15 protein-coding genes are annotated in these 20,072 nt (G+C 62.4%); 7 read left to right on the top strand and 8 right to left on the bottom strand.

Annotated features, from left to right (window positions below):
* Positions 1 to 35 precede the first annotated feature (35 nt).
* Positions 36 to 3,329, top strand: coding sequence for a VCBS repeat-containing protein (locus tag VJZ71_21470; GenBank protein ID HKQ50655.1), 3,294 nt, complete (start codon positions 36 to 38; stop codon positions 3,327 to 3,329).
* Between the two features lie 12 nt (positions 3,330 to 3,341).
* On the opposite strand, the gene VJZ71_21465 is transcribed toward VJZ71_21470, so the two are convergent.
* Together VJZ71_21465 and VJZ71_21460 are read right to left on the bottom strand one after the other, a co-directional pair.
* Positions 3,342 to 4,421, bottom strand: a complete 1,080-nt coding sequence (locus VJZ71_21465) for a methylated-DNA--[protein]-cysteine S-methyltransferase (GenBank protein HKQ50654.1) — start codon at positions 4,419 to 4,421, stop codon at positions 3,342 to 3,344.
* Between the two features lie 68 nt (positions 4,422 to 4,489).
* Entirely contained in the window at positions 4,490 to 5,212 is a 723-nt protein-coding gene (locus VJZ71_21460) for a class II aldolase/adducin family protein (GenBank protein ID HKQ50653.1), read from the bottom strand.
* A 149-nt stretch (positions 5,213 to 5,361) separates the two neighbouring features.
* On the opposite strand from VJZ71_21460, the gene VJZ71_21455 reads away from it, so the two are divergent.
* From VJZ71_21455 to sppA, 3 genes are all read left to right on the top strand, one after another.
* Positions 5,362 to 6,651 (top strand): DUF1015 domain-containing protein, encoded by a 1,290-nt coding sequence (locus VJZ71_21455; protein HKQ50652.1) that lies wholly within the window; start codon positions 5,362 to 5,364, stop codon positions 6,649 to 6,651.
* 73 nt (positions 6,652 to 6,724) lie between these two features.
* Positions 6,725 to 7,735: an NAD-dependent epimerase/dehydratase family protein gene (locus VJZ71_21450; GenBank protein HKQ50651.1), complete on the top strand. Its 1,011-nt coding sequence runs from the start codon at positions 6,725 to 6,727 to the stop codon at positions 7,733 to 7,735.
* 55 nt (positions 7,736 to 7,790) lie between these two features.
* On the top strand, positions 7,791 to 8,780 hold the full coding sequence (gene sppA, locus VJZ71_21445) for a signal peptide peptidase SppA (GenBank protein ID HKQ50650.1): 990 nt from the start codon (positions 7,791 to 7,793) through the stop codon (positions 8,778 to 8,780).
* A 212-nt stretch (positions 8,781 to 8,992) separates the two neighbouring features.
* Here sppA and VJZ71_21440 read toward each other — a convergent pair whose 3' ends face one another.
* Positions 8,993 to 9,292, bottom strand: a complete 300-nt coding sequence (locus VJZ71_21440) for a hypothetical protein (protein HKQ50649.1) — start codon at positions 9,290 to 9,292, stop codon at positions 8,993 to 8,995.
* Between the two features lies 1 nt (position 9,293).
* On the opposite strand from VJZ71_21440, the gene VJZ71_21435 reads away from it, so the two are divergent.
* Positions 9,294 to 9,911: a hypothetical protein gene (locus tag VJZ71_21435; GenBank protein ID HKQ50648.1), complete on the top strand. Its 618-nt coding sequence runs from the start codon at positions 9,294 to 9,296 to the stop codon at positions 9,909 to 9,911.
* 46 nt (positions 9,912 to 9,957) lie between these two features.
* On the opposite strand, the gene VJZ71_21430 is transcribed toward VJZ71_21435, so the two are convergent.
* Complete coding sequence (locus tag VJZ71_21430) at positions 9,958 to 10,371, bottom strand: cytochrome c (protein HKQ50647.1); 414 nt, start codon at positions 10,369 to 10,371, stop codon at positions 9,958 to 9,960.
* Positions 10,372 to 10,475: 104 nt separating this feature from the next.
* Here VJZ71_21430 and VJZ71_21425 point away from each other — a divergent pair, with 104 nt between their 5' ends.
* On the top strand, positions 10,476 to 11,273 hold the full coding sequence (locus tag VJZ71_21425) for a sugar phosphate isomerase/epimerase family protein (protein HKQ50646.1): 798 nt from the start codon (positions 10,476 to 10,478) through the stop codon (positions 11,271 to 11,273).
* A gap of 1,127 nt (positions 11,274 to 12,400) precedes the next feature.
* On the opposite strand, the gene VJZ71_21420 is transcribed toward VJZ71_21425, so the two are convergent.
* The 3 genes from VJZ71_21420 to VJZ71_21410 form a co-directional block, all read right to left on the bottom strand.
* Positions 12,401 to 16,159 carry a hypothetical protein gene (locus tag VJZ71_21420; protein HKQ50645.1) on the bottom strand — a complete coding sequence of 1,253 codons (3,759 nt, stop codon included), beginning with the start codon at positions 16,157 to 16,159 and terminating at the stop codon, positions 12,401 to 12,403.
* Complete coding sequence (locus VJZ71_21415; GenBank protein ID HKQ50644.1) at positions 16,156 to 16,659, bottom strand: HAD hydrolase family protein; 504 nt, start codon at positions 16,657 to 16,659, stop codon at positions 16,156 to 16,158. Before VJZ71_21415 ends, VJZ71_21420 begins: the two co-directional genes overlap by 4 nt.
* Before the next feature lie 128 nt (positions 16,660 to 16,787).
* On the bottom strand, positions 16,788 to 17,963 hold the full coding sequence (locus tag VJZ71_21410) for a PLP-dependent aspartate aminotransferase family protein (GenBank protein HKQ50643.1): 1,176 nt from the start codon (positions 17,961 to 17,963) through the stop codon (positions 16,788 to 16,790).
* Positions 17,964 to 18,052: 89 nt separating this feature from the next.
* Here VJZ71_21410 and VJZ71_21405 point away from each other — a divergent pair, with 89 nt between their 5' ends.
* Positions 18,053 to 18,637: an aminodeoxychorismate/anthranilate synthase component II gene (locus VJZ71_21405; protein HKQ50642.1), complete on the top strand. Its 585-nt coding sequence runs from the start codon at positions 18,053 to 18,055 to the stop codon at positions 18,635 to 18,637.
* A 25-nt stretch (positions 18,638 to 18,662) separates the two neighbouring features.
* Here VJZ71_21405 and VJZ71_21400 read toward each other — a convergent pair whose 3' ends face one another.
* Positions 18,663 to 19,565 carry a CvpA family protein gene (locus VJZ71_21400; GenBank protein ID HKQ50641.1) on the bottom strand — a complete coding sequence of 301 codons (903 nt, stop codon included), beginning with the start codon at positions 19,563 to 19,565 and terminating at the stop codon, positions 18,663 to 18,665.
* Between the last annotated feature and the right edge of the window lie 507 nt (positions 19,566 to 20,072).

Raw genomic sequence — 20,072 nt, 5'->3', positions numbered from 1 at the left:
AGCAAGAGGCTCTGGAACGCCGTGGAGGGCGTAGCATGATGTTGAAATCTGTTCGTCTCGTTGGTCTTGTCGTTGCAGTTTCATGCTGCCTTTCCACGATCTCCCGCGCCGACATCGAATCCATTCCGCTGGTCGTATTTTCGAATAGCGGCGACACCAAGCCGTATTTTGCCCAGTGGTCGGGCGGCACCTGGAGTCCCGGCACGGGTACGGCGATGACGACCGTCGGCGCGAACCCCGAGTGGGTGGTGGTCCGCAACTGTCCTATCCGCTACGAATCGGTCTGCGCGACTGTTGATTCGGACAAAGACATCAATGTGATGTTCCACAACGGGACATCATGGACGAGCCCGACCGAGGTCTGCGTCAATGTTGGCGCAGGCTATCAGCGGTCGGTCGACCTGGCTTACGAAAACTCCTCGGGCGATCTCATGATCGCGTACTGGGATTCGAACGCGAATGTCGTGGCGTATCGGACTTACAACGGGACGACATTGTCCGCGGAGTCGACCTTGGCGCTGCCTACGAACACCACGATGAAATTCCTGGCGCTGTATCCCAAGCCGGGGAGTGACCAGATCATCCTGCTGACCTTGCAGAACAACTCAAACCTGAATGCATTCGTCTGGAACGGCAGTTCCTGGGGTAGCGGTGCTACGCTGTCCACCGGGCTTTCATGGAAGGACCAGGAAGATATCGCGGTGGCTTATGAGAGCCTTTCGGGGCGGGCGATGGTGGCGTATACCCGAAACTCCGGGGCGACCGCGGCCTATCGGATCTGGGACGGGACAAGCTGGTCGGCGGACACATTGATCCCCGGACTGGTCACGTGGCCGCAGTGGGTTCGACTGACCTCCGATCCGAACAGCAATACGATAATCTGGAGCGGAATATACAAATGGTCGAGTACCAAGACGCTCGACGTCTGCGTATGGAACGGCACATCGTGGGGAACTCCCACCCAATTAGAAAGCGATTTTGTGGACGCGGACAGCCGCCGGTTTGACGTGGCTTTCGAGAAGGGAAACAGTGAAGCGCTGATCGTCTATCAGGAAGGCACCCAAACCAGTCTTCGTTATCGCACTTGGAACGGCTCCAGTTGGTCTTCCGAGCAAGTCGGCACAAACATCGGCGAGGCGGCGAATTTCATTCAACTCCGCACGGGCGGCAGTACCGGCGAGATCTTTATTGCTGCTTCCGACGCGGGTAATGACCTGGAAATGGTTCGCTGGAACGGATCGTCCATGTCCGCCACCCAGCAGCTCAGCAGTGCTCTGGGGGGTTCATCGACGACGGAGCCTTTCATGATGGCGATGCCGGCGGAACGAGTTCCGGCCCGCGCGACGATCCCCTACTTCACCGATTTCGAAGCGACCGTTGGGGCGGAGTGGTCGCGGCCTACGCAAACTTCCAATGCCACCTTTTCGAATTTCGCCGGCCGTCACCGCACGATCCCGCTAGATCTCGGTCTCTACACGACGGTGGGCGAAACCTATCGCCTGTCCTTCGACTTCTACGCGATCGACTCGTGGAACGGCAACAATGGCACGTCCGGACCGGACGCTCTTCAAGTCGCGGTCAACTCGACCAATGTCTTCAACCACACCTTTACGCACGAGACACCGGCGAGCGGGGCGAGCTATCCCTACGTTTACGATCAATCCGACCACTACGGGTTCGACTCCGGGGCCAAGGACGCGATCTACCGTAAGGTCGAGGTCGTTTTCACAGCCAATTCCACGGTGTCCACGATCAGTTTCGTCGGATCGTTGACGGACGAATCGGGCGGCGGGTTCAATGACGAGTCGTGGGGCATCGACAACGTGTCCGTGGAGTCAGCACGCTACCTGGATGTGTCCTCGGCCAGGAGTTTCGCGGTCCAATCGAGCACGAGCGCGACCAACTACGGCGGCGGCGTGGCCTGGGCGGATGTGGACGGCGACGGCGACCTCGACGCCGTTTTGAGCGGCAATACCGCACGGCTCCTGGTCAGCACCAGTGCGGGCACGAGCTTCACGAGCAGCTTGTTGGGCGACTTCCGGCGGCATTGGGCCTTGTTGGACGTCGAAAATGACGGCGATATGGACCTGTGGACGGGCGCGGCCGCGGGTTACGACGCGGAGAGCTGCCGCCTGAATAACGGATCGGGAAGCTTCTCCAACGGCGGCGATCTGGGTTTTCCCGACCCTTCGACCAATGAAGGCATTGCCGCGGCCGACGTCAACGGCGACGGCTGGTGCGACGTAATCATGTTCAGTGCCAACGGCAACTGGATCGGCCGCCACACCGCCAGCGAGACGCCGGCCCTGGCGGGCTCCAACAATGTCGCCGACGGCCTGAACGACAGCGGCGATTATGGCGACGGAGACTACGTTTCGTCCGGCGACGTGAACAACGACGGCTACGTCGATTTCTTCTTCCACTATGGCACCGGCAAGCTGTTTGTCTCCGACGGCGACGGAACGTACACCGAGAATGCCCACGGAATCTCGGTCGCGACCGGCGCGTCGGCAAAGTTCGGCTCGGCCTGGGGTGACTATGACAACGACGGAGACCTCGACCTGTATTGCGCGCGGAATGCGGAGGGCTATACGGGCTATCTCTGGCGGAACGATCGCGACTGGGTCGCTGGCACCGGCGGATTTACCAACGTGACGACGGCCGCGGGTTTCGCGCTGAACTCCGGCGTAGACTTCACGCCAGACCACGCGGGCACGCGAAGCTGTGCCTGGGGCGATTATGACAACGACGGCGATCTCGACCTGTTTATCGTCGGCGCCGACGGCAATCCGCTGCTGTATCAGTACCAGGGAGGCGGCGTATTTGCGCGGGCGGCGGAGGGGACGACGCTGACAGGGGCGCTCATCGACGGCTCATTCGTCGACTTCGACAACGACGGCGATCTGGACCTGTGCGTGACGCGCGAAAGCGGCAACGCCGTCTTGCTGGAGAACCGCGTCAACAATGGCAACTACCTCAAAGTGCGGGCGGTCGGCGACGGAGCGGGCAAGACCCACAAGGCCGCTATCGGAACGCGCGTGGAACTGTGGAACGCGGCCGGCACGACGCTGCTGGCGCGGCGCGATATCGGCGTCGCCCGCGGCTTCGGCGGGACCGAGCCGCAGTGGGCGCACTTCGGCGGCGTCACGCCGACGAGCACGTACCAGGTCAAGGTCCATTTCGTCAGCGGCGTCCTCACGAAGACGGTCGTCCCGGCGAGCACGTCCACGACGATCGGCTCGACGGTCATTCCCAAGATGCTGACGGTGTCCGAATCGAACCCCGCCAAGGTCATTAAATGGAACGAAGTGCCCAACCGGGCATCGTAGGCGCCTCGCAAGTCATCGCTGCGAAAGTTCGCCCGTCCGCCGCTCCAGATCGAGCAGGAACTGCTTCCGCCACACCCCCCCACCGTAGCCGCTGAGCGTCCCATCCGCGCGGATGACCCGATGGCAGGGAATGACAATGGCGATGCGATTGTCACCGTTGGCCCGACCGACGGCGCGGCGGGCGAGAGGCCGGCCGATGTCTCGGGCCATGTCGTCGTAGGAACAGGTCCGGCCATAGGGGATTTCGAGCAGCCGGCGCCAGACCTTCTCTTGAAAAGGCGAACCGGAAATCACCAGCGGCGTTTTGAACTGCGTCAGCCTGCCATCGAAGTAGCGGGCCAGTTCATCTTCGACGCGCGCGAGGTGTGCGTTCTTGCCGGGGATGATGGGCCGATCCACCCGGCGGCGAAGCACTGCGATCTGCTTCTCAATCGCGCGGCGGTCGGTGAACTCCAGAAGGCACAGCCCCTCGCTCGTCGCCCCGACGAGCAGCGGGCCGATCGGGCTGGTGAGCCACGACGTGACAATGCAATCGGCGGCGCGGGCCTTGCCGGGCGGGGCCCCGAAGATCTTGGCGAAGGCGTCGCGAAAACCGCTGGTGGATTCGTAACCATGATTGAGGCCGATGGTCGTGGCGTCCGCCCCGCGGCGGACTTCGGCGAGTGCGAGTCCCATTCTTCGACTCCTTTGATAGGCTTGAAAGGTCATCCCATAGTTCTTGTTGAAGAACCGCCGCGCCCGCGCAGGATCGATTTGAATCGCCCGTAGATCGCGATCGTTGATTCGTCCGGTCGGGTTGGCGTCCACTTTGGCGAGCAGCCGTCGTACCCAGGGCGGCGGCAAGCCGTTCGCATCCAAAGGCCGACATCGTTTGCAAGGCCGATAGCCGGCTAACAAGGCTTCGCGCGCGGAGCCGAAGTACTCAACGTTCTTGGGCAACGGCTTCCGCGCCGGGCAGCCCGGCCGGCAGAAAATCCCCGTCGTCTTGACGGCGATGAAAAAGACGCCGTCGTAAGATTCGTCGCGGGCAAGCATCGCCCGGCACATCTCGGCGATCTTCGGCAAAGCGGGCATCGGTCGGGGTGTCGGCATCGCGCTCATACCCATACTCTATATCAGGCTGAAGGACCGTCCACCGATTTTTGAGCGCGGAAGTCGAGTCAATACGTTTCGCCGGTGCGTGGAAGCCGGGGGATCGGCGTTCCCGGCGGGACGCAGCTTCCGGCGACATCGTCGGCGCGGCCCAGGCCCATCTGTTCCCGGAGGGCGCCGAGCTTGGCGACTTCCTCGGGCGGAAGGCTCTTCGTCTGTCCAAGTTGGTTCGCCATCAGCATCACGTGGCAGCCGTGTTCCAGTTTCTCCAGCTTGAAGAAGGCGTCGCGGATCGACTTTCCGACCGTGATCGAACCGTGGCGATCCAGCACCAGCGCGTCGAAGCGTTTGATCAAATCGCGAACCACGACGGCCCCTTCCTCCGTCGCGGGCGTGGCGTACGCCGTCGTCGGCACTTGCCCGAAGGCAAGAATGACCTCCGGCAGCGCGCACTGCGACATGGACAGACCGGCGACGGTGAAGGCGATGGTGGCAGGCGGATGGGCGTGGATGGCGGCCATGACATCCGGCCGCTCGGCGTAGGCGGCGATGTGCATCCAGCGCTCGCTGGAGGGCCGGCCGCGACCGGTGATGACGCGGCCGGCGGGATCGATGAGCACAAAGTCGCCGGGGTCGAGCATTCCCAGGCAGGAACCGCTGGGGGAGATGAGAAACTGGTCGCCGTGCAGGCGGGCGGAGATGTTCCCATCCGTCCCGGCGACGAGGCCGCGGTCATAGACCCGACGGGCGATGTCGCAGAGTTCTTTTCGCAGGTTCCAGTCGCTGGTCATGTTGCTTCCGGCGGGAGATTCGCCTCCTAACCATAGCCGCTTTGTGGGAATATCGAAAGTCGATCGGGGATTCGTCGCGCACTCATCGATGATCGCCGATAATATGATACGCGCACCTGCTGCGAGTGCATGGTCGGTTGAGAAGTCCCATGGCCCACATCGAACCGTTTTCGGCGATCCGTTACAGCGAGCGGGAACTCAGCGCGCTCGTCGCCCCGCCGTATGACATCCTCAACGAGGCGGACAAGAAGGCGCTGCTGGCGAAGGATGAGCACAACATCGTCGCCATTGACCTGCCGTTTGTGCCGCCGAAGTCGGCCGGGCCGGATGTCGTCTATCAGCGGGCGGCCGGGGAGATGACCAGTTGGCTGGATATCCGCTGCCTCGTCCGGGACACTGAGCCGGCGCTTTACGTCTATCACCAGACCTACAAGCTGGGCGCCAAAACGCTGACCCGGCGGATGTTCTTCACCCGGCTGCGTTTGGAACCGTTTGGCAGCGGCTCGATCTTCGCCCATGAGCAGACCTTTGGCGGACCGAAGGAAGACCGGCTGAAACTCACGATCGCAACCCGGTGTAATCTCAGCCCGATTTTCGCGCTGTACCCGGATGACAAGAACGATGTGGCGGCGCTGCTGGAGGGGGCCGCCGGCCGCGAGCCGGATCAATTCGCCGTGCTGGAGGAGGTGCAGAACAAGTTGTGGGTCGTGACGGAGCCCGGCGTTATCGCCGACGTCCGCGCGAAACTCGCGGATCGCCCCGTCTTCATTGCGGACGGGCACCATCGCTACTCGACGGCGCTGATGTATCGAGACGTGGAGATCGAGGAGACCGGCGAACTGACGCCGACGGACCCGCTCAATTTCGTCCTCGCGGTGCTCTGCGCCATGGAGGACCCCGGCGCAACGATCCAGCCCTATTTTCGCACGATCGTGGACCTCCCGGCCGTCACGGCGGCGATGCTGCGCGACGAGCTGTCGCGGTCCTTCACCTGGGCGCCGTCTCCCCGGCCGCAAACGGCGGATGAACTGGCGAAGCTCCTTTCGGCGGCCGGTCCCCAGGCGATCGCCCTGTACGTCGCCAAGAGCGATGCCTGTGCGGTGGTGGCGCCCCGGGAAGCGGACGTGCTCGCAGGCATCGAACCCCAACGGCACCCGGCCTGGCGGAAGTCGCCCTACGCGATATGGCATCGGTACCTGGTCGACGAGTTGTTAACGCCAAAGTTCGGCAAGGGGAAACCGCCGACGATCCACTACCACAAGACCATGCAGGAAGCGATCGCCGACGCGCGGGCCCAGGCGGGGATCGCCGCGCTGATGCCGGCCACCCGGATGGATGAGCTGCGCGAGATCTGCCTGGCGGGCGAACTGATGCCTCAGAAATCCACCTACTTTTTCCCCAAGCTGGCGACGGGGTTGGTCATCAATCCTCTCTACTAAAGTGGCAACCTGCGGATCCGGTCCAGTCGAGTTACACTCTCAACTCTACGCTGGACCAGGGATCAACGAACCGATGCGCGTATTAGTGACCGGTGGGACCGGGTTTGTCGGCAGTCATCTCATCGAGCGCCTGATCGCGCGGGGAGCCGAGGTCCGCGCGCTGGTCCGCGCGGGGAGCCGCCGCGAGTTCGTGGAGAGTCTGGGCGCGAACGCGGCCACTGGCGATTTGGACGATGCCGATTCGCTGGCGGCGGCCTGCCGCGATTGCGAAATCGTCTATCACTGCGCCGCCCGGGTGGAGTTCATCGGGACCGAAGAGGAGTTTCATCGCACCACCGTCGCGGGGACCGAGCGGCTCCTTGCCGCGGCCCGCAGTGCCGGCGTGCGACGTTTCGTGCAGATCAGTTCGTGCGGCGTCTATCACCCCGATCTGCTGACGGCCGGTGTGATCAACGAGTTCACGGAGTCGCCGCAGCCGCCGAAATGGTTTATCTACGCGCGGGCCAAACACCGCGCCGAGGCCGTCGTCCGCGAATTCTGTAAGCCGCCGATGGAGTGGGTCATCGTTCGGCTCGGCTATCTTTACGGCCCCCGCAACCGGACGATGAAGACCTATCTCGAGCCCGCCATGGCCAGTGGGATCATGGCCATCGTCGGGGATGGAACGAACGAGCTGGCCCTGATCGACGTTCGCGACGTGGCGGCGGCGATCGAAATGGCGGGAACGTGCGGCGAGGCGGCAGGTAAGGCGCTCATCGCCGCCCCCAACGAGCGGGTCACGCAGCGAGAATATTTTGCAGCCATGGCCGACGGCTTCGGCCTGCCGCCGATCAAGAAAACGGTCCCGTATAGCGTGGCCTTTGCGGCCGGTTGGGTCGGCGAGTATCTCATTCGCAAGGGACCGACCGCCGTAGTGATGCGCCGCTCGTCGATCGCCCTGACCGGCCTTCCCCAGCGGATCGATTGCTCCTTCACACAACGGCTCTTGGGCTGGGAGCCGCGGATTCGCTTTGCCAGCGGTATTCGCGACGCGTTCGAGTGGTATTATCGCGAATACGGCAAACCGAACCGCGCTTCTCAATGACGCTCCCCCGCGATACCTTTGGCGCGAATGAAACATTCCACGGAGGATTCAGATCATGAACGTAGGATTTCTAAGAACCACGATTCCGCTTGTGTCGTTATTCGCGGTGGGCTGCGCGCCCAGCGGCGGTTTCAAGATCACGCCGATTCCGGCGGATCAAACACTGGAAGAGCAGATCGTTCACAAGAGCCCCGGATGGGTGAGCAATCGAATTGCGATTATCGATGTCTCCGGCATCCTCATGAACGCACATTCCCCATCTTTCTTCGGCTCGGGGGAGCATCCCGTCGCCCTGGCGGTGGAGAAACTCGAATCCGCCGCCGAGGATAAACGCGTCAAAGCCATCGTCCTTCGGATCAATTCCCCCGGTGGATCGGTGACCGCGAGCGATTCGATGTATCAGGAGGTCCTGGCCTTCAAGGCCAGGACGAAGAAACCCGTCGTCGCTTATTTCCAGGATGTGGCGGCCAGCGGTGCGTACTATCTCGCCTGCGCGGCGGATGAGATCATCGCTCAGCGCACGTCGGTCACGGGCTCGATCGGCGTCATCATGCAGATGGTCGACTTCACGGAGACGATGAACAAGTTGGGGATCGGCGCGGATGCGATCAAGTCGGGGCCCTACAAGGACTCCGGCTCACCTCTACGGCCGATGAAGCCGAACGAACGGGAATTATTTCAGGGCCTGGTGGACGGCTTCTATCAACAATTTGTAGACGTGGTCGCTGCCGGCCGGCCGAATTTGTCACGTCCGGATGTAGCCAGGTTGGCAGACGGGCGCGTTTATAACGCACAGCAGGCCCTCGAATCCGGCCTCGTCGATCGAATCGGTACCCTGACCGATGCGATCGAGGTCGCCAAGAAGCGAGCGGGTATAACTTCCGCTCATACCATAATTTACCGCCGGCCGCTGGATTGGACGCCAAATATCTACGCACACGCCCCCGGCCCCCCAGCGACCCAGAATATCAATCTTTTTAACATAAATTTGCCGGAAATCTGGACACGAACCCCGGTTTTCATGTATATTTGGCATTTGGACTGATATGATCTGAGTGGCGACTGCCGTTCCTGGCATGGATCGTGCGAGTCTATTCACTCGGCGACCTTGCCGTGGCTTGCACAAGCGCGGTTCGTCGTAGTCGCCAGCGGTCCAGGGTGGACGATTTTTCGTCGGGAGAAATCCCCGATGTCGCTTCACGTCAAGTGCAGCCAATGCGGACGAGATCTTCATCTCGATCCGGCGTTTCTCGGCGCTCACTGCCGGTGCCAGTATTGCCGTCGCTTGATGTCGGTCCCCGCGTCGATCGCGCCCCAGACCTCCCACACTTCCCAAACGAGACCCACGCGGCCTGCCTTGGCGAGTGAAAAGCGAACGCCTCGACTCGCCGCCACGCAAAAAGGGGCAACGACCCGAATTGCGAAATACTCCTGGTCCGGGCTTTCAAGCAGGATTCGCGCCAGCGCGATCGTTTCGGGCCTCGTCGTCGTAGCCGGAGTTTCGCTCTTGCAGGGCCTTCCCGACTGGTCGCAGCGCAGGGCCCAGGATCCGGGCAACGTGGACTCCACTTTCGTCGTCGCCGATCCCTGGACCCCTGATTCCGTCGACCCCAAAGAGAGCCTCCGCACCGCGGACCCGATCACGCATTACTTTGGTATTCCGCATTCGGGCAAGACCATCGGTTATATCGTGGACGGCGATGCCACGATGGCAGCCTACATCGACAACGTCGCAACGCTGACAAACTCCGTGAATGAGGCCATCGAAAAAGGTACGAAGCGCTTCGGCGTCATGTTGGCGGTCGAGCGCGATGGAAAGACCGTCGTGGAATCGGCCGAACCCTCCACCGATCTGGAAGGCGCCCGCGCCATCCTGACCGGCCAGCTCGCCAGCGGTCGAACCGATCTCAGCAAGGCCCTCTCGGTCGCCTCCAACTGGTACGCCGACGAGATCTTCCTGGTCTTGTCCAAGCCGGTCAGCGCCGATCAGATGGAGGTGCTCACCCAGGGCGCCGAACAGACCAGCGCCGTCGTCCACGTCATCGCCCTCGGCCCCGCCGCCCAGCAGGACCTCTCCCCCATCGCCAAGGCCACCGGCGGCACGTTTGTGCCCGTCGCCGACGCTGAAATCACCCAACTCGTCGATCGGCAAAACGAAGCCAAATCCCGCGGCTGATCCACAGCGGTTTCGTTCGGTTGCCCTCTCCAAGTCATCAATTCACTTACTCTTTCTTCTCGTATTTTTCGTGGCAGGCTCCGCAGGTCTTTCCGATCCGCGTGTATTGCTCCATCGCCCCCTTCTGGTCGCGCTTGGCCAGCAGGTTCGCCAGCTCGACGCATTCGCCCGACATCTTCGTCGCCAGCGCGCGAAACTCCGGATCGGGCTTTTGATAGTGGTTCACGTTGGCGATCTCCGCCAGGAGCCACGCCGAGACTTGCGCCTCCTCCCAGGCCTTGTCGAGAATCGCATCCTTGATCTCCGCGTGCAGCTTCTTCTGCCCCTCCATCAGTTTTTCCAGCGGCTGGACCGGCTTGAAGGCGACGGTCGCCGCCGGAGGATCGTTTCCCCAGGCGGCCAGCGCCGCCGTCGAGAAGATCGCCGCAATCGCCAGGACGGACTTGGTCATCGTGCTCATTTCGTTGACTCCTGAGGTTTATGAAAGCACCCGCTTCACGGCGGATTGTACCCGATTGCCGCGCGGGTTATAAACAAACGACCAAATTTGCTCAGGTGGCCGGAATGAAGCGCGTCGAACTCTCCGTGTGTCTGGACGATCTGCGGCTGGAGCCGAAGACCGCGATGGACCGCGCCCGCGGCATGGGCTTTCGGGCGATCGACGTGTCGGCCGTCGCCGGGCCCCTGTCTCCGGAAGCGCTGTCGCAAACGGGCCGGCGCCATCTCCTCAAACATCTCTCCGACCTCGGCCTGCGACTCTCCAGCCTGCGCGGACCGGCGGGTGGCGGCGCCTATTCCGACAGTCTCGCGGGCGAGCGGCGGCTGGAGTCGATGCGCAAGGTCATGGACCTCGCCGCGGCGCTCCGCGTTCCCATCGTGTCGACCACGCTGGGGACGGTCGCGAACGTCGCGCCGGAGGAAGGCGCGGAGCGGACGCGCGAAGCCCTCTCCATTCTGGCGGACGATGCGGATCGCAAGGGAATTCTCGTGACGATCGAATCGATGGGGGTAGCGACCGCCGAGCTGCGGGCGCTGCTCGAACAGATCAACTGCCCGCAATTGGCGGCCTGCTGCGACAGCGGGGCGATGCTCATGCAGGGCGACGACCCGCACGCCATCGCGGAGACCCTGGCCGGTCGCGTACGACTCGTCCGGGCGCGGGACGCCGTGCCCGGCACGCCGCAGGCCGCTGGCCACGAAGTGGCTTTCGGCGAGGGCCACCTGGACGCGCCGCGTTTCCTGGCCGCCCTGGCCCAAGCGGGGTTCGACGGCGATCTGATTCTGACGCGGACTTCGGGAAATCGGCCCACGGAGGAACTGGAAAAGGCTCGTGAGGCGTTTGACAAACTGCTACGCAGGTAGCGAATTCGCTATTCGCCATTTGTAATTCGTAATTCAAAAAATCGGCCGTGGCGAACTACCCGCTAGTCCGCCACGGCCTTTATCAGTGGATGTCCGCGAAGCCTCTCCCCGTATCTTTAGCCTGCGGCAACCACGCTCTCGCGACCGGCCCCCACCCCTTCCGGAAAGCGTCTTATATCGAGATTCTGCGCGGGGCGAGCCATTGTCACGCGCGAATCCCGATGGCATTTTCCTTCCGACCGGTCGCGTTGGAGCCACACGATGCTTCCAACCACTCCTCTCCCACCTGGGTGCCTGCGCGGCAGGCGCCAAACGTTCGGGGCCAGACCGGCCGGTGACGGGCCCGGCGTCGAACGTTGAATAGCGCGTGCCGCGGCAGGCCAATGCTTCTGACTTCCGCTCCACACCAGACAGCAACTCCCCATAACTCTCCGAACGACGAAAAATAATTGCGCAACAGGGGTCGTCAGGGGCCGCGAAACAGGGCCGACTTCGCCGCGGGGGGAACCCACTCCACGCACGAATTCCCGCGGGAGGAAGCCGCACGGTGTTTCGCGACCGCCTGAACGGAGGAAAGAAAGATGCCCTTGACCCCTGCGAATGTGCCGGAGGATTCTGTCCGTTTTGATCGACATGACACTTCCCGCTTGCCCGCCGCCCATTGGCGCGGAGCCACACACCAGGCCGGACGCGCGGTCCGGCCGCCAGAATCGTTCTTGCTTCCTTCCGATTGACTTAGACGCCGACCCGACAGAAACGTCGGACCCTGCGAAACCACCGTATCGAGGAACGCTGGAGAAGTGCGAGTTCTATTTTCGTTCCTCGGATGACGCCGAACTTTCGAGGCGCCTTATGAATCACTCGGCTCGGCCGATTGGCCGGATGCGCCAAGGCCTCCAACTCGCCGCCACGTCTCGCCGTTTTAGATTACCCATGGCATCCAGATAGGTCGATGCCCGACGATCGGCGGCCTTTTCTTGGCCTTGTCGTATCAATTGTTCCCCGCCGATGTGCGAAGGCAAGCGCGAATGAAAAAAAATTTACGCGCGCGGCAGGGCATGTCGAGCGAATATATCCATACGGTGCTTGTTAGCGTGAACATCGCGCGCGAATGCGCGACAGGGTCGTCACCGCCGGCTCGTGCGAATCGTGGCCCGCGGCGCTTCGATGCGATTGGTCTTGCGATCCCAGATCAGGATCGGCCCCTTCCACATGGACAGACGTTGTGTGGGTTCGTCCTGATCGACGATCCGCGCCTCCAGGCGATCGCTTCCCTCGATCCGTATCTCGTTGATTTCGCGGAGGTATTGCAGATGCTCGCCCATCAGGCTCTTCGTGTCCTCCTGAAAGTGCACGGCGCCTCGGGCGATCAATCGATCGAGGTCGGCCGTGCTCATGATCGGTTGCGTCGAACCGGAACCTCCCCGGAATCCGCGACCAAACTCCAACAGCAGATTCCCGCAGGACAACGAGGCCTTCCGCCCCTTGGAAAGATGCTTGAGATTTTCGACATCGAGATTCATCGCCGCGGCCAGTTTCCCCTTGAGGACCATTTCCTGTCCGCTGCGATGGACCATGGAGACGGCCCGATCGAAGGCGACGAGGTTGCGATCGACAAAATAGTCCATCGAGTTTTCCCAGGCCACCAATGTCTGACTGGGGCCGTCGCTGCGCATGGCGTTCATCAGCGCCGGGCCGCTGTCATCGCGAAGCGTTCCGCTGCGCTCGCGCTTCTTATCGAACTTGTAGTCTTCGAGCAGCAGCGTCCCCCGGCCGGGGACGGACATCTGCTGGGCGACGAGATCGACGGCGATCTGATCCGACGCGATCCGTGCTCGTCCCTCCAGCGGGCCGCGGGCGTCAGAAACCGTGGACGTAACGCCCGTTTTCTCCATCTCCGCGTACGCCAACTCAATAAGTTTTCCAACGCCCATTTGAAGCGGGGAACCCTGCAGGCCGCGAACCAGCAAAGGAACTGTCTGATCGATCGCGGCACCAGCCTCGCCCCCGGTGTCAACGAATTCGCTGCTTAGCGCTTCGGCATGCCCTTCCGCGACGATATACGACGGCCTCTTGGAAGCCCTCCCCGCGCCGGCCAATTGAACGCGACTCCCGCCCTCCCTGTAACTTCGGGCTGTGCCCAGCGTCCAAAAGCCGCGACTTTCGAAGGGCTTGGCCGCCTTGGTCGGCGGCGGAGGCACGCGGCTGAAGCGGACGGTTAGTTTGTCGCAATTGAGTGCGAACGTATCCGATGCACTGTGCACTTCTCCGACAAAGACGCCGTAGTCCTGGGCGACGCGAAACTGCATGTAATCACGCCAGGTCGTTTTGACGGGCGTCGGTTCACTCAGTTTGCGGCCGCCAAAATCCTCGTTCGTGACCAGGATCACTCCGCCGGGGCCCGGCACGTCGACGGCCTGGCCCTCGACGTCGATCTCGATTCGGTGGCCTTGAATTTCGGTGTCGTCGTACCTTGCACGGGCGTAACGCGCCGGTTCGTGGCCGAGGATGGTGGCCCGAACGAGACGATTGCCATCACGCATCGTAGCTTTGAGCGTTTGGGCCTTGCTGACCAGCAGATTCTGGTCCGGGTCGTTGATGTAGATGTTCTCGGAGGCGTCGATCGACTCCATGCCGAGACGCGGCTTGGGTTGGACCTTGCGGCCGTCGGGCGCCGTAAATTCCGGCGGAAATGTCTGCCCCATGACGACGTGCATCTGACCGGCGCGGACTTCGCGCTTTCCCTGCTGAGCGAGGACGTTCCCCGCAGCGTCAACGATACGCGGGATGTTGCGCCCTTCGGGCGTGAGCGTCATTTCCACGTCGAGCCGCTCGGCGGCAATCAACTCATCCGCCCGCAGGAGCTTCACCGCGCCGGACATGTTGAGATGTTGAATGTGGTCGGCGACCTCGTCCTTACCGGCCGGCAGGCCGAACGTCACGGCCACTTCCTGCGCGTTCAGTTGTTCATCGCCCTGCACGACCGCGACATCCCCGTGGAACCACGCACGGCGCAAATATTCACGGTTCTTCGCTTCCTTAAGGCCCGTCGCCGGATTGATGGACTCCACCTCGCGCGCGCCGACCTCCAGGTCCACACCGCGCGACCAACGGATATCCACGGGATCGCGCTGCTTCTTTTCCCTACCGGATCCGGCAGCGGAGTCGCCCAGCGCGGTCACGCCGTCGAGCCGTTCGTCGATCATCCGGCCGCCGCCGTCGATGCGCCCCAGGCCGCGACGCTGGTCGAAGAAGATTTCCCGGCCGGTCAGGCGTTGCGAGGCGCTCACGTCCAATTGGACGGGCACGTTGGAGTCACCCGACAGCCACACTTGCTTCCGCTCGTGGCGATAGACAAGCTGCGTGCAGGAGCCGCTCCCCTGCTCGCTTTTCAGCTTGACGATCTTCCCGGTGGCGATGGCGTCGAAACGTTGCCCCGTCTGTTCGGCGGGATCGACGCGGAGGGGCCGGAGTTCCAGCGGGCCGTCCCAGGTGAGCACGAGCTTGGTGTTGTCTTCGACGTCGGGTGCGGCGTCGATCGGCGTCTGACGGTCGGACTGCGGGGTCTTTCCATCCGGGGCCGCAGCGCCTTCAGGCTTTGCATTCTGCGGCGCGCGGGCAGTGGTCATATTCCGCTGCTTCTTGCCGAAGTCAAAGTTGATTTCCAGCTTGTCGGATTCGATTTTGTTGAGCGTGCGCAGGCCGTCCTTCTGTTCAACGACCACGCTGTTCTGAAAGATCGCGCGGTACGTGTGTACCTTGGGCCCGCTCTTCTTGAGGACGGTCTCCAGAACGTCCCCCTGGATCACTTCGCCGGAGGCGCCGGCTTTGGCCTCGGTGCGCAGGCGCTCGACATCGGCAACGAGGGCGTTAGGGTCGCGCAGTGCAGTGGATGTCGTGGTCGGTGTACCGGCGGGTGAATTGCCGCGCGCCTCACTATCCGCCAGCACCATCGGCCGGTTCGCCGCTGCGACGCCGCCCTCCACGCGGATCTCCGTCGCTGCCTCGTCGGCTGTCGGCTCGTCGAGCCGCATCGGCTTCATCACTTGCGCCCGCGGAACTTTGAACTGCGCGGCGATCGCCGCTTTGGCCGCCGCCGGGTCCTTGGGCGCCTTGTCCTTCCGCTTGGAGCGCGTGGTGCCCGGCAGGGCAAAATCGACCATTCCGCCGCCGCGCCGCAAAGCCATCGTCCCGCCGTGGTCGAAGCGCAGGACGTCAATCCGGTTGTCCACCTGATCCCATTGCAGCGTCAGGCCGCGGACATTCTCGATCCGCGCCTCGATACTATCGACCGTCACGTCGCCGTCGGCCGTCAACTCGGCACGGTCCATGTCAAACTTGGCCTCGGGCAGGTGGATGTTGATAAGATCGTCGGGATGTGCAAATCGGTCCGCGAGATGCGGGTTGGCCTCGCGCCAGGCGGAGGTTGTGCGATCGATCATAACGCGAACATTGCCCTTGAGCCATCCGCGCCGGGGATCTACGCGGCTGCGCGCCTTGCGGGCCAGCGTCACCTGCGCTTCGTCGGCATTGATGTAGGTAATCTCGCCCCGGGGCATGAAGATCTGAATCTGGAGATCGCGCAAATGGAAATCGACCTGCGAGATCGGCTCCCACGATTTGGCCTCAAAGACATACTTCAGCCGGCCACTGACTTCGTCATAGACGCGGACCAGCGTCATCTCGCCTGGACTGAAGGTCATGTCGGCGTCGCTGATCGTCTGCGTGGCCTGCGTCGTCGGTCGCGAGACGAACTGTCGAACCCGGCCGCTCACCTCCGACTCCGCGTGGCGCTGGACCGGCCGATCGCCGCTCGAAAAGACCCAGAACGCCATCAGCCCGAGCAGGAACGCGGCGGCGACCAGGATGATTCGTTTTCGCGTCATGATTCGATCCGATTCAATGCGGCAGCCCAGGTTCCGTTGTGGCGCATGATCCGTTCGACGGCCTCGGCGACGGCCCCTTCACCCCCACGCCGCCGGGTGACGTACCGGGCCACGCGCTTCACCGTCGGCAGGGCATTGGCCACCGCGATGGGGTAGCCGCACCGTTGCATCGGCGCAATATCCAGCAGATCGTCGCCGACGTAAGCGATCGCCTCGTCGCTGACCAGTGCCTCATCGCGGATCTTCTCATACGCGGGTACCTTGTCGCTCACGCCCTGCACGAGCTGCCGCACCCCCAGCTCCTTGCATCGCGTATCGACCACTGGCGATTGCCGACCGCTGATGACCGCCGCCTCGCCTCCGGAGGATAGCCATAAACGCAGCGCCCCTCCGTCCTGCACGAAAAATGTCTTGGATTCGCAGCCCTCGGATGCATACGGCAACCGACCGTCGGTCAGGACGCCGTCCACATCGAGGATGAGAAGCTTGATCGTCGTCAAAATCGGATGTGCCCTGTCGCAACAACCCCGCGTCGGGTACGCCTTCGGACGTCGATACGTCCGTCCCTGGATGGTTCGGGATTGTATTCGCGTTCCGCCCCGGTCACAACCTAATGCCGCAGTTCTGTTTATTGCCGACCGAAGGCTCTGTTAAACGCCAGATACAAATCCGCCTTCAGGTCCTCCACGGATTCGAGACCGACGCTAAGGCGGATGATCCATTCTTTTCGGCCCGAGGCGGGATTGGTTACTTCCAGCGGCAGGGCCAGGCTCTCGTAGCCGCCCCAGCTGACGGCGATGCAGAAATACTGGAGCGCGTTGACGACGGCATAAACTTGATCGCGGCCGCCGTCACGCAACGTAAAGCTCAACATGCCGCTGTGGCCGCGCATTTGTTTGCGGGCCAGATACGCCTGCGGGTGCGATTCGAGACCGTCGTAATAGACGCGGCCGATCCGCGCGTCGCTCTCCAGAAATCGCGCGATGGCCATCGCGTTCTTGTAATGTCGGTCGAGGCGAACGCCTAGCGTGCGCAGGCCGCGGAGCATGAGCCAACTGGAGAACGGGTCCGCCACGCCGCCGAGCAGTTCGCCTTCCATCGCGGCCATCGATTGCATCCGCTCGTTTGCCCCGGCGACGAACCCGGCGACGAGATCGCTGTGACCGCCGATGTACTTGGTCGCGGTGTGGACGACAACATCGATGCCGAGGGCGACGGGGTTTTGAAAATAGGGAGTCGCATTGGAATTATCGCAGATCGTGGCGATGTTGCGGCTCCGGGCCAGCTTGGAAACGGCGGTGAGGTCCTGCAACTCGAAGAGAAGGCTGGAGGGCGATTCAACGTAGATCAGCTTCGTGTTGGGCCGCAGGGCCGTCTCGAAGTCCGACACCTCGGTACCGCGAACGTACGTCGTCTCGATGCCGAACTTCGGCAGATAATCCGAAAGGAGGCGCCGGGTGGGGCCGTAAACCGTCTCGATGCACACGACGTGATCGCCGGACCGGACGCACGAGAGGATCGCCGCCGAGATCGCCGCCATGCCGGAGGAATACGCCCGCGCGGACTCGGCCCCTTCCAACTCGGCGATTTTCCGTTCCAGCAGCAGCGTCGTCGGGTTGGATTCGCGGGTGTAGATGTAGCGGGCGGGTTTCAGGGTCCGGCGTTGTTCGAAATGCTCGGCCGTCGGATAGGTAAACGTCGAGCACTGATAGAGCGGCGGGGCCGCCGCGCCGAGATTCGCCTCCCGATCTTCGGCAAAATGGATGCAGAGCGTTTCAAAACCGGGGCGATGGCGGTCATCCATGGCAATACGTCCTTGCGAATGTAAGTAGCCGTTGAAGCAGTCCAGATGATACGATAACCGGGGATTGCGAAAAAGGATGGCCGACCGCGATGATCATCATCATCGATAACTATGACTCGTTCACCTACAACCTTGTTCAGCGGTTGGGGGAGATCGGTCTGGAGCAGCCGGCGCTGCGCCATGAGATTGCGGTTCATCGCAACGACCAGGTGACGCTCGAACAGCTCGATGCGGCGAAACCGACGCACCTCGTTATCTCACCGGGGCCCTGCACGCCGCGCGAGGCCGGCATTTCCAACGAGGCCGTTCGCCATTTCCACGGCCGCATTCCCATCCTCGGCGTCTGTCTTGGGCATCAGTGCATCGGCCATTCATTCGGCGCCGTTGTGCGCCGCGCCGAGCGAATCATGCACGGCAAGACCAGCGAGATTCAGCACGACGGGCGGACGATTTTTGAGGGACTATCCAACCCATTTACCGCGACGCGCTATCACTCGCTGATGGTTGATCCCGCGACCCTCGGCCCCGATTTTGAGGTCTCCGCATGGACCGACCAGCACGAGTGCATGGGGCTGCGCCATAAAGCGGCGCCGCTGGAGGGCGTGCAATTCCACCCGGAGAGCTTCTTGACGTCGGAGGGAACGAAGCTCCTGGCAAATTTTTTGCGGATGTGAGAAACGTGCTAGGGCGTACAGGATTCTATCTCAGAGGGGCCGGTGCCGGCGCTCCGCTTTGCTCCAGAAGCCGCCGCACTTCCTGAACGGCCCCGGCATCGATCGTCTCCAGATCCAGCCGTCCGTTCGTATTGAGTTGATCGATGGCGTTGCGGAGTTGCGGAAATTGATCAAGGGGATTGGTCGCCCGACTGACCTGGCCGAGAGCCCCAGCGCCGGACTCGTCGGCGATTTGAAGCAGGTAGCGGCCGATGCGATCCCGCGCCGAGCCCTGCACGGTCTCATCCGCATGGACCAGCCCGGTCGCATAGGGCCTCAGGCCCGACGCGAACCAACACAGTGCCAGGACGATGAGCGCGCCCTCCGCGGCGCCGACAGCGCCTCCGGCGAAGCGATCCGTCGCGGCGCTGAACCGGTTCTTGACGATGACTCGACGCTGCAGGGAGCGGGCGAAGAAAAACGCCGTGACCCAGATGGCCAGCGACGCCAGCATGGCCGCGACCACATTGCTGAAGGGCCCCGGTTGTGCGCCCACCGCGGTCACCAGCGGTGCAGCGAAATCGGGTTTGGCCCAGAAGAGATTGAGGAGGCCGAGCGTCACGGCAATCATGGCCGTTTTGCGGAAGCCGCCGCGCCACACGCCGTGCAGCGCGCAGGGCAACATGACGACGGATGCAATTTCGCCGACGAGATGTCCACGTTGTGCGAAATAGCCGAACGCTCCAGCGGCAGCGAGGAACAAAATGGCCATCGCAGCGATCGGGCTTTTGGGCGGCTTCGGCGTCGCGCCGTCCCGCGAATCTCCCCGTTTGGCGTCGGTCGCCGACGCAAAGGACCACTTGGAGACGGTCGGCGCAGGCGAAAGTTCGTATTCTCTTGCCTCATTCCCGCCCGGCCGGGTGCGATCTCGTGGTTTTGTTGCAATCACAGTTTACCCATTCGGTTGAAACTGACCTCGTCCCGCCACCGAGGAGAATTAGCCCTTTGTTCTACAATATTACGATCTATCGGTTTGGCCCGACGGGCCTCGTCACTTAACGGCATTTCGAACAGACGCGATCGGCTGGGGCCTCTGTTTTATAGGGCATGCATCGTAACTTAATATCCATAAACACGTTATGAATCAGAAAAGGGCATTTTGAACCATCGGAGACTGCCGATGGTGCTATCTTTGCGGGAATGGATATTATTGGACCTCCAAGACAAAAAAAGACGGAATTACGACCTCCGGGGGTTGACACGGATTTCACCAAGTAGCTAAACTCCGCCCTCTATATCAGGCGATAAAGCCTGATACGCCTCGTCCTTTAGGCGCGGCAAGGCCGGGGCCCCTGCAGGTTCTGATTAGGCGTTCCCGCTAATCAGTACTGCCGATGGGGTCTCTCGTGGAAGTCCAAGACAAACAGGTTCGGGAACAAAGAGGTTGTACTGATGG

This window comes from Phycisphaerae bacterium, from assembly GCA_035275405.1.
Lineage (GTDB): Bacteria > Planctomycetota > Phycisphaerae > UBA1845 > UTPLA1 > DATEMU01.
Note: the sequence above shows the minus strand (reverse complement) of the source record. Positions and strands in the feature narration are given on the sequence as shown.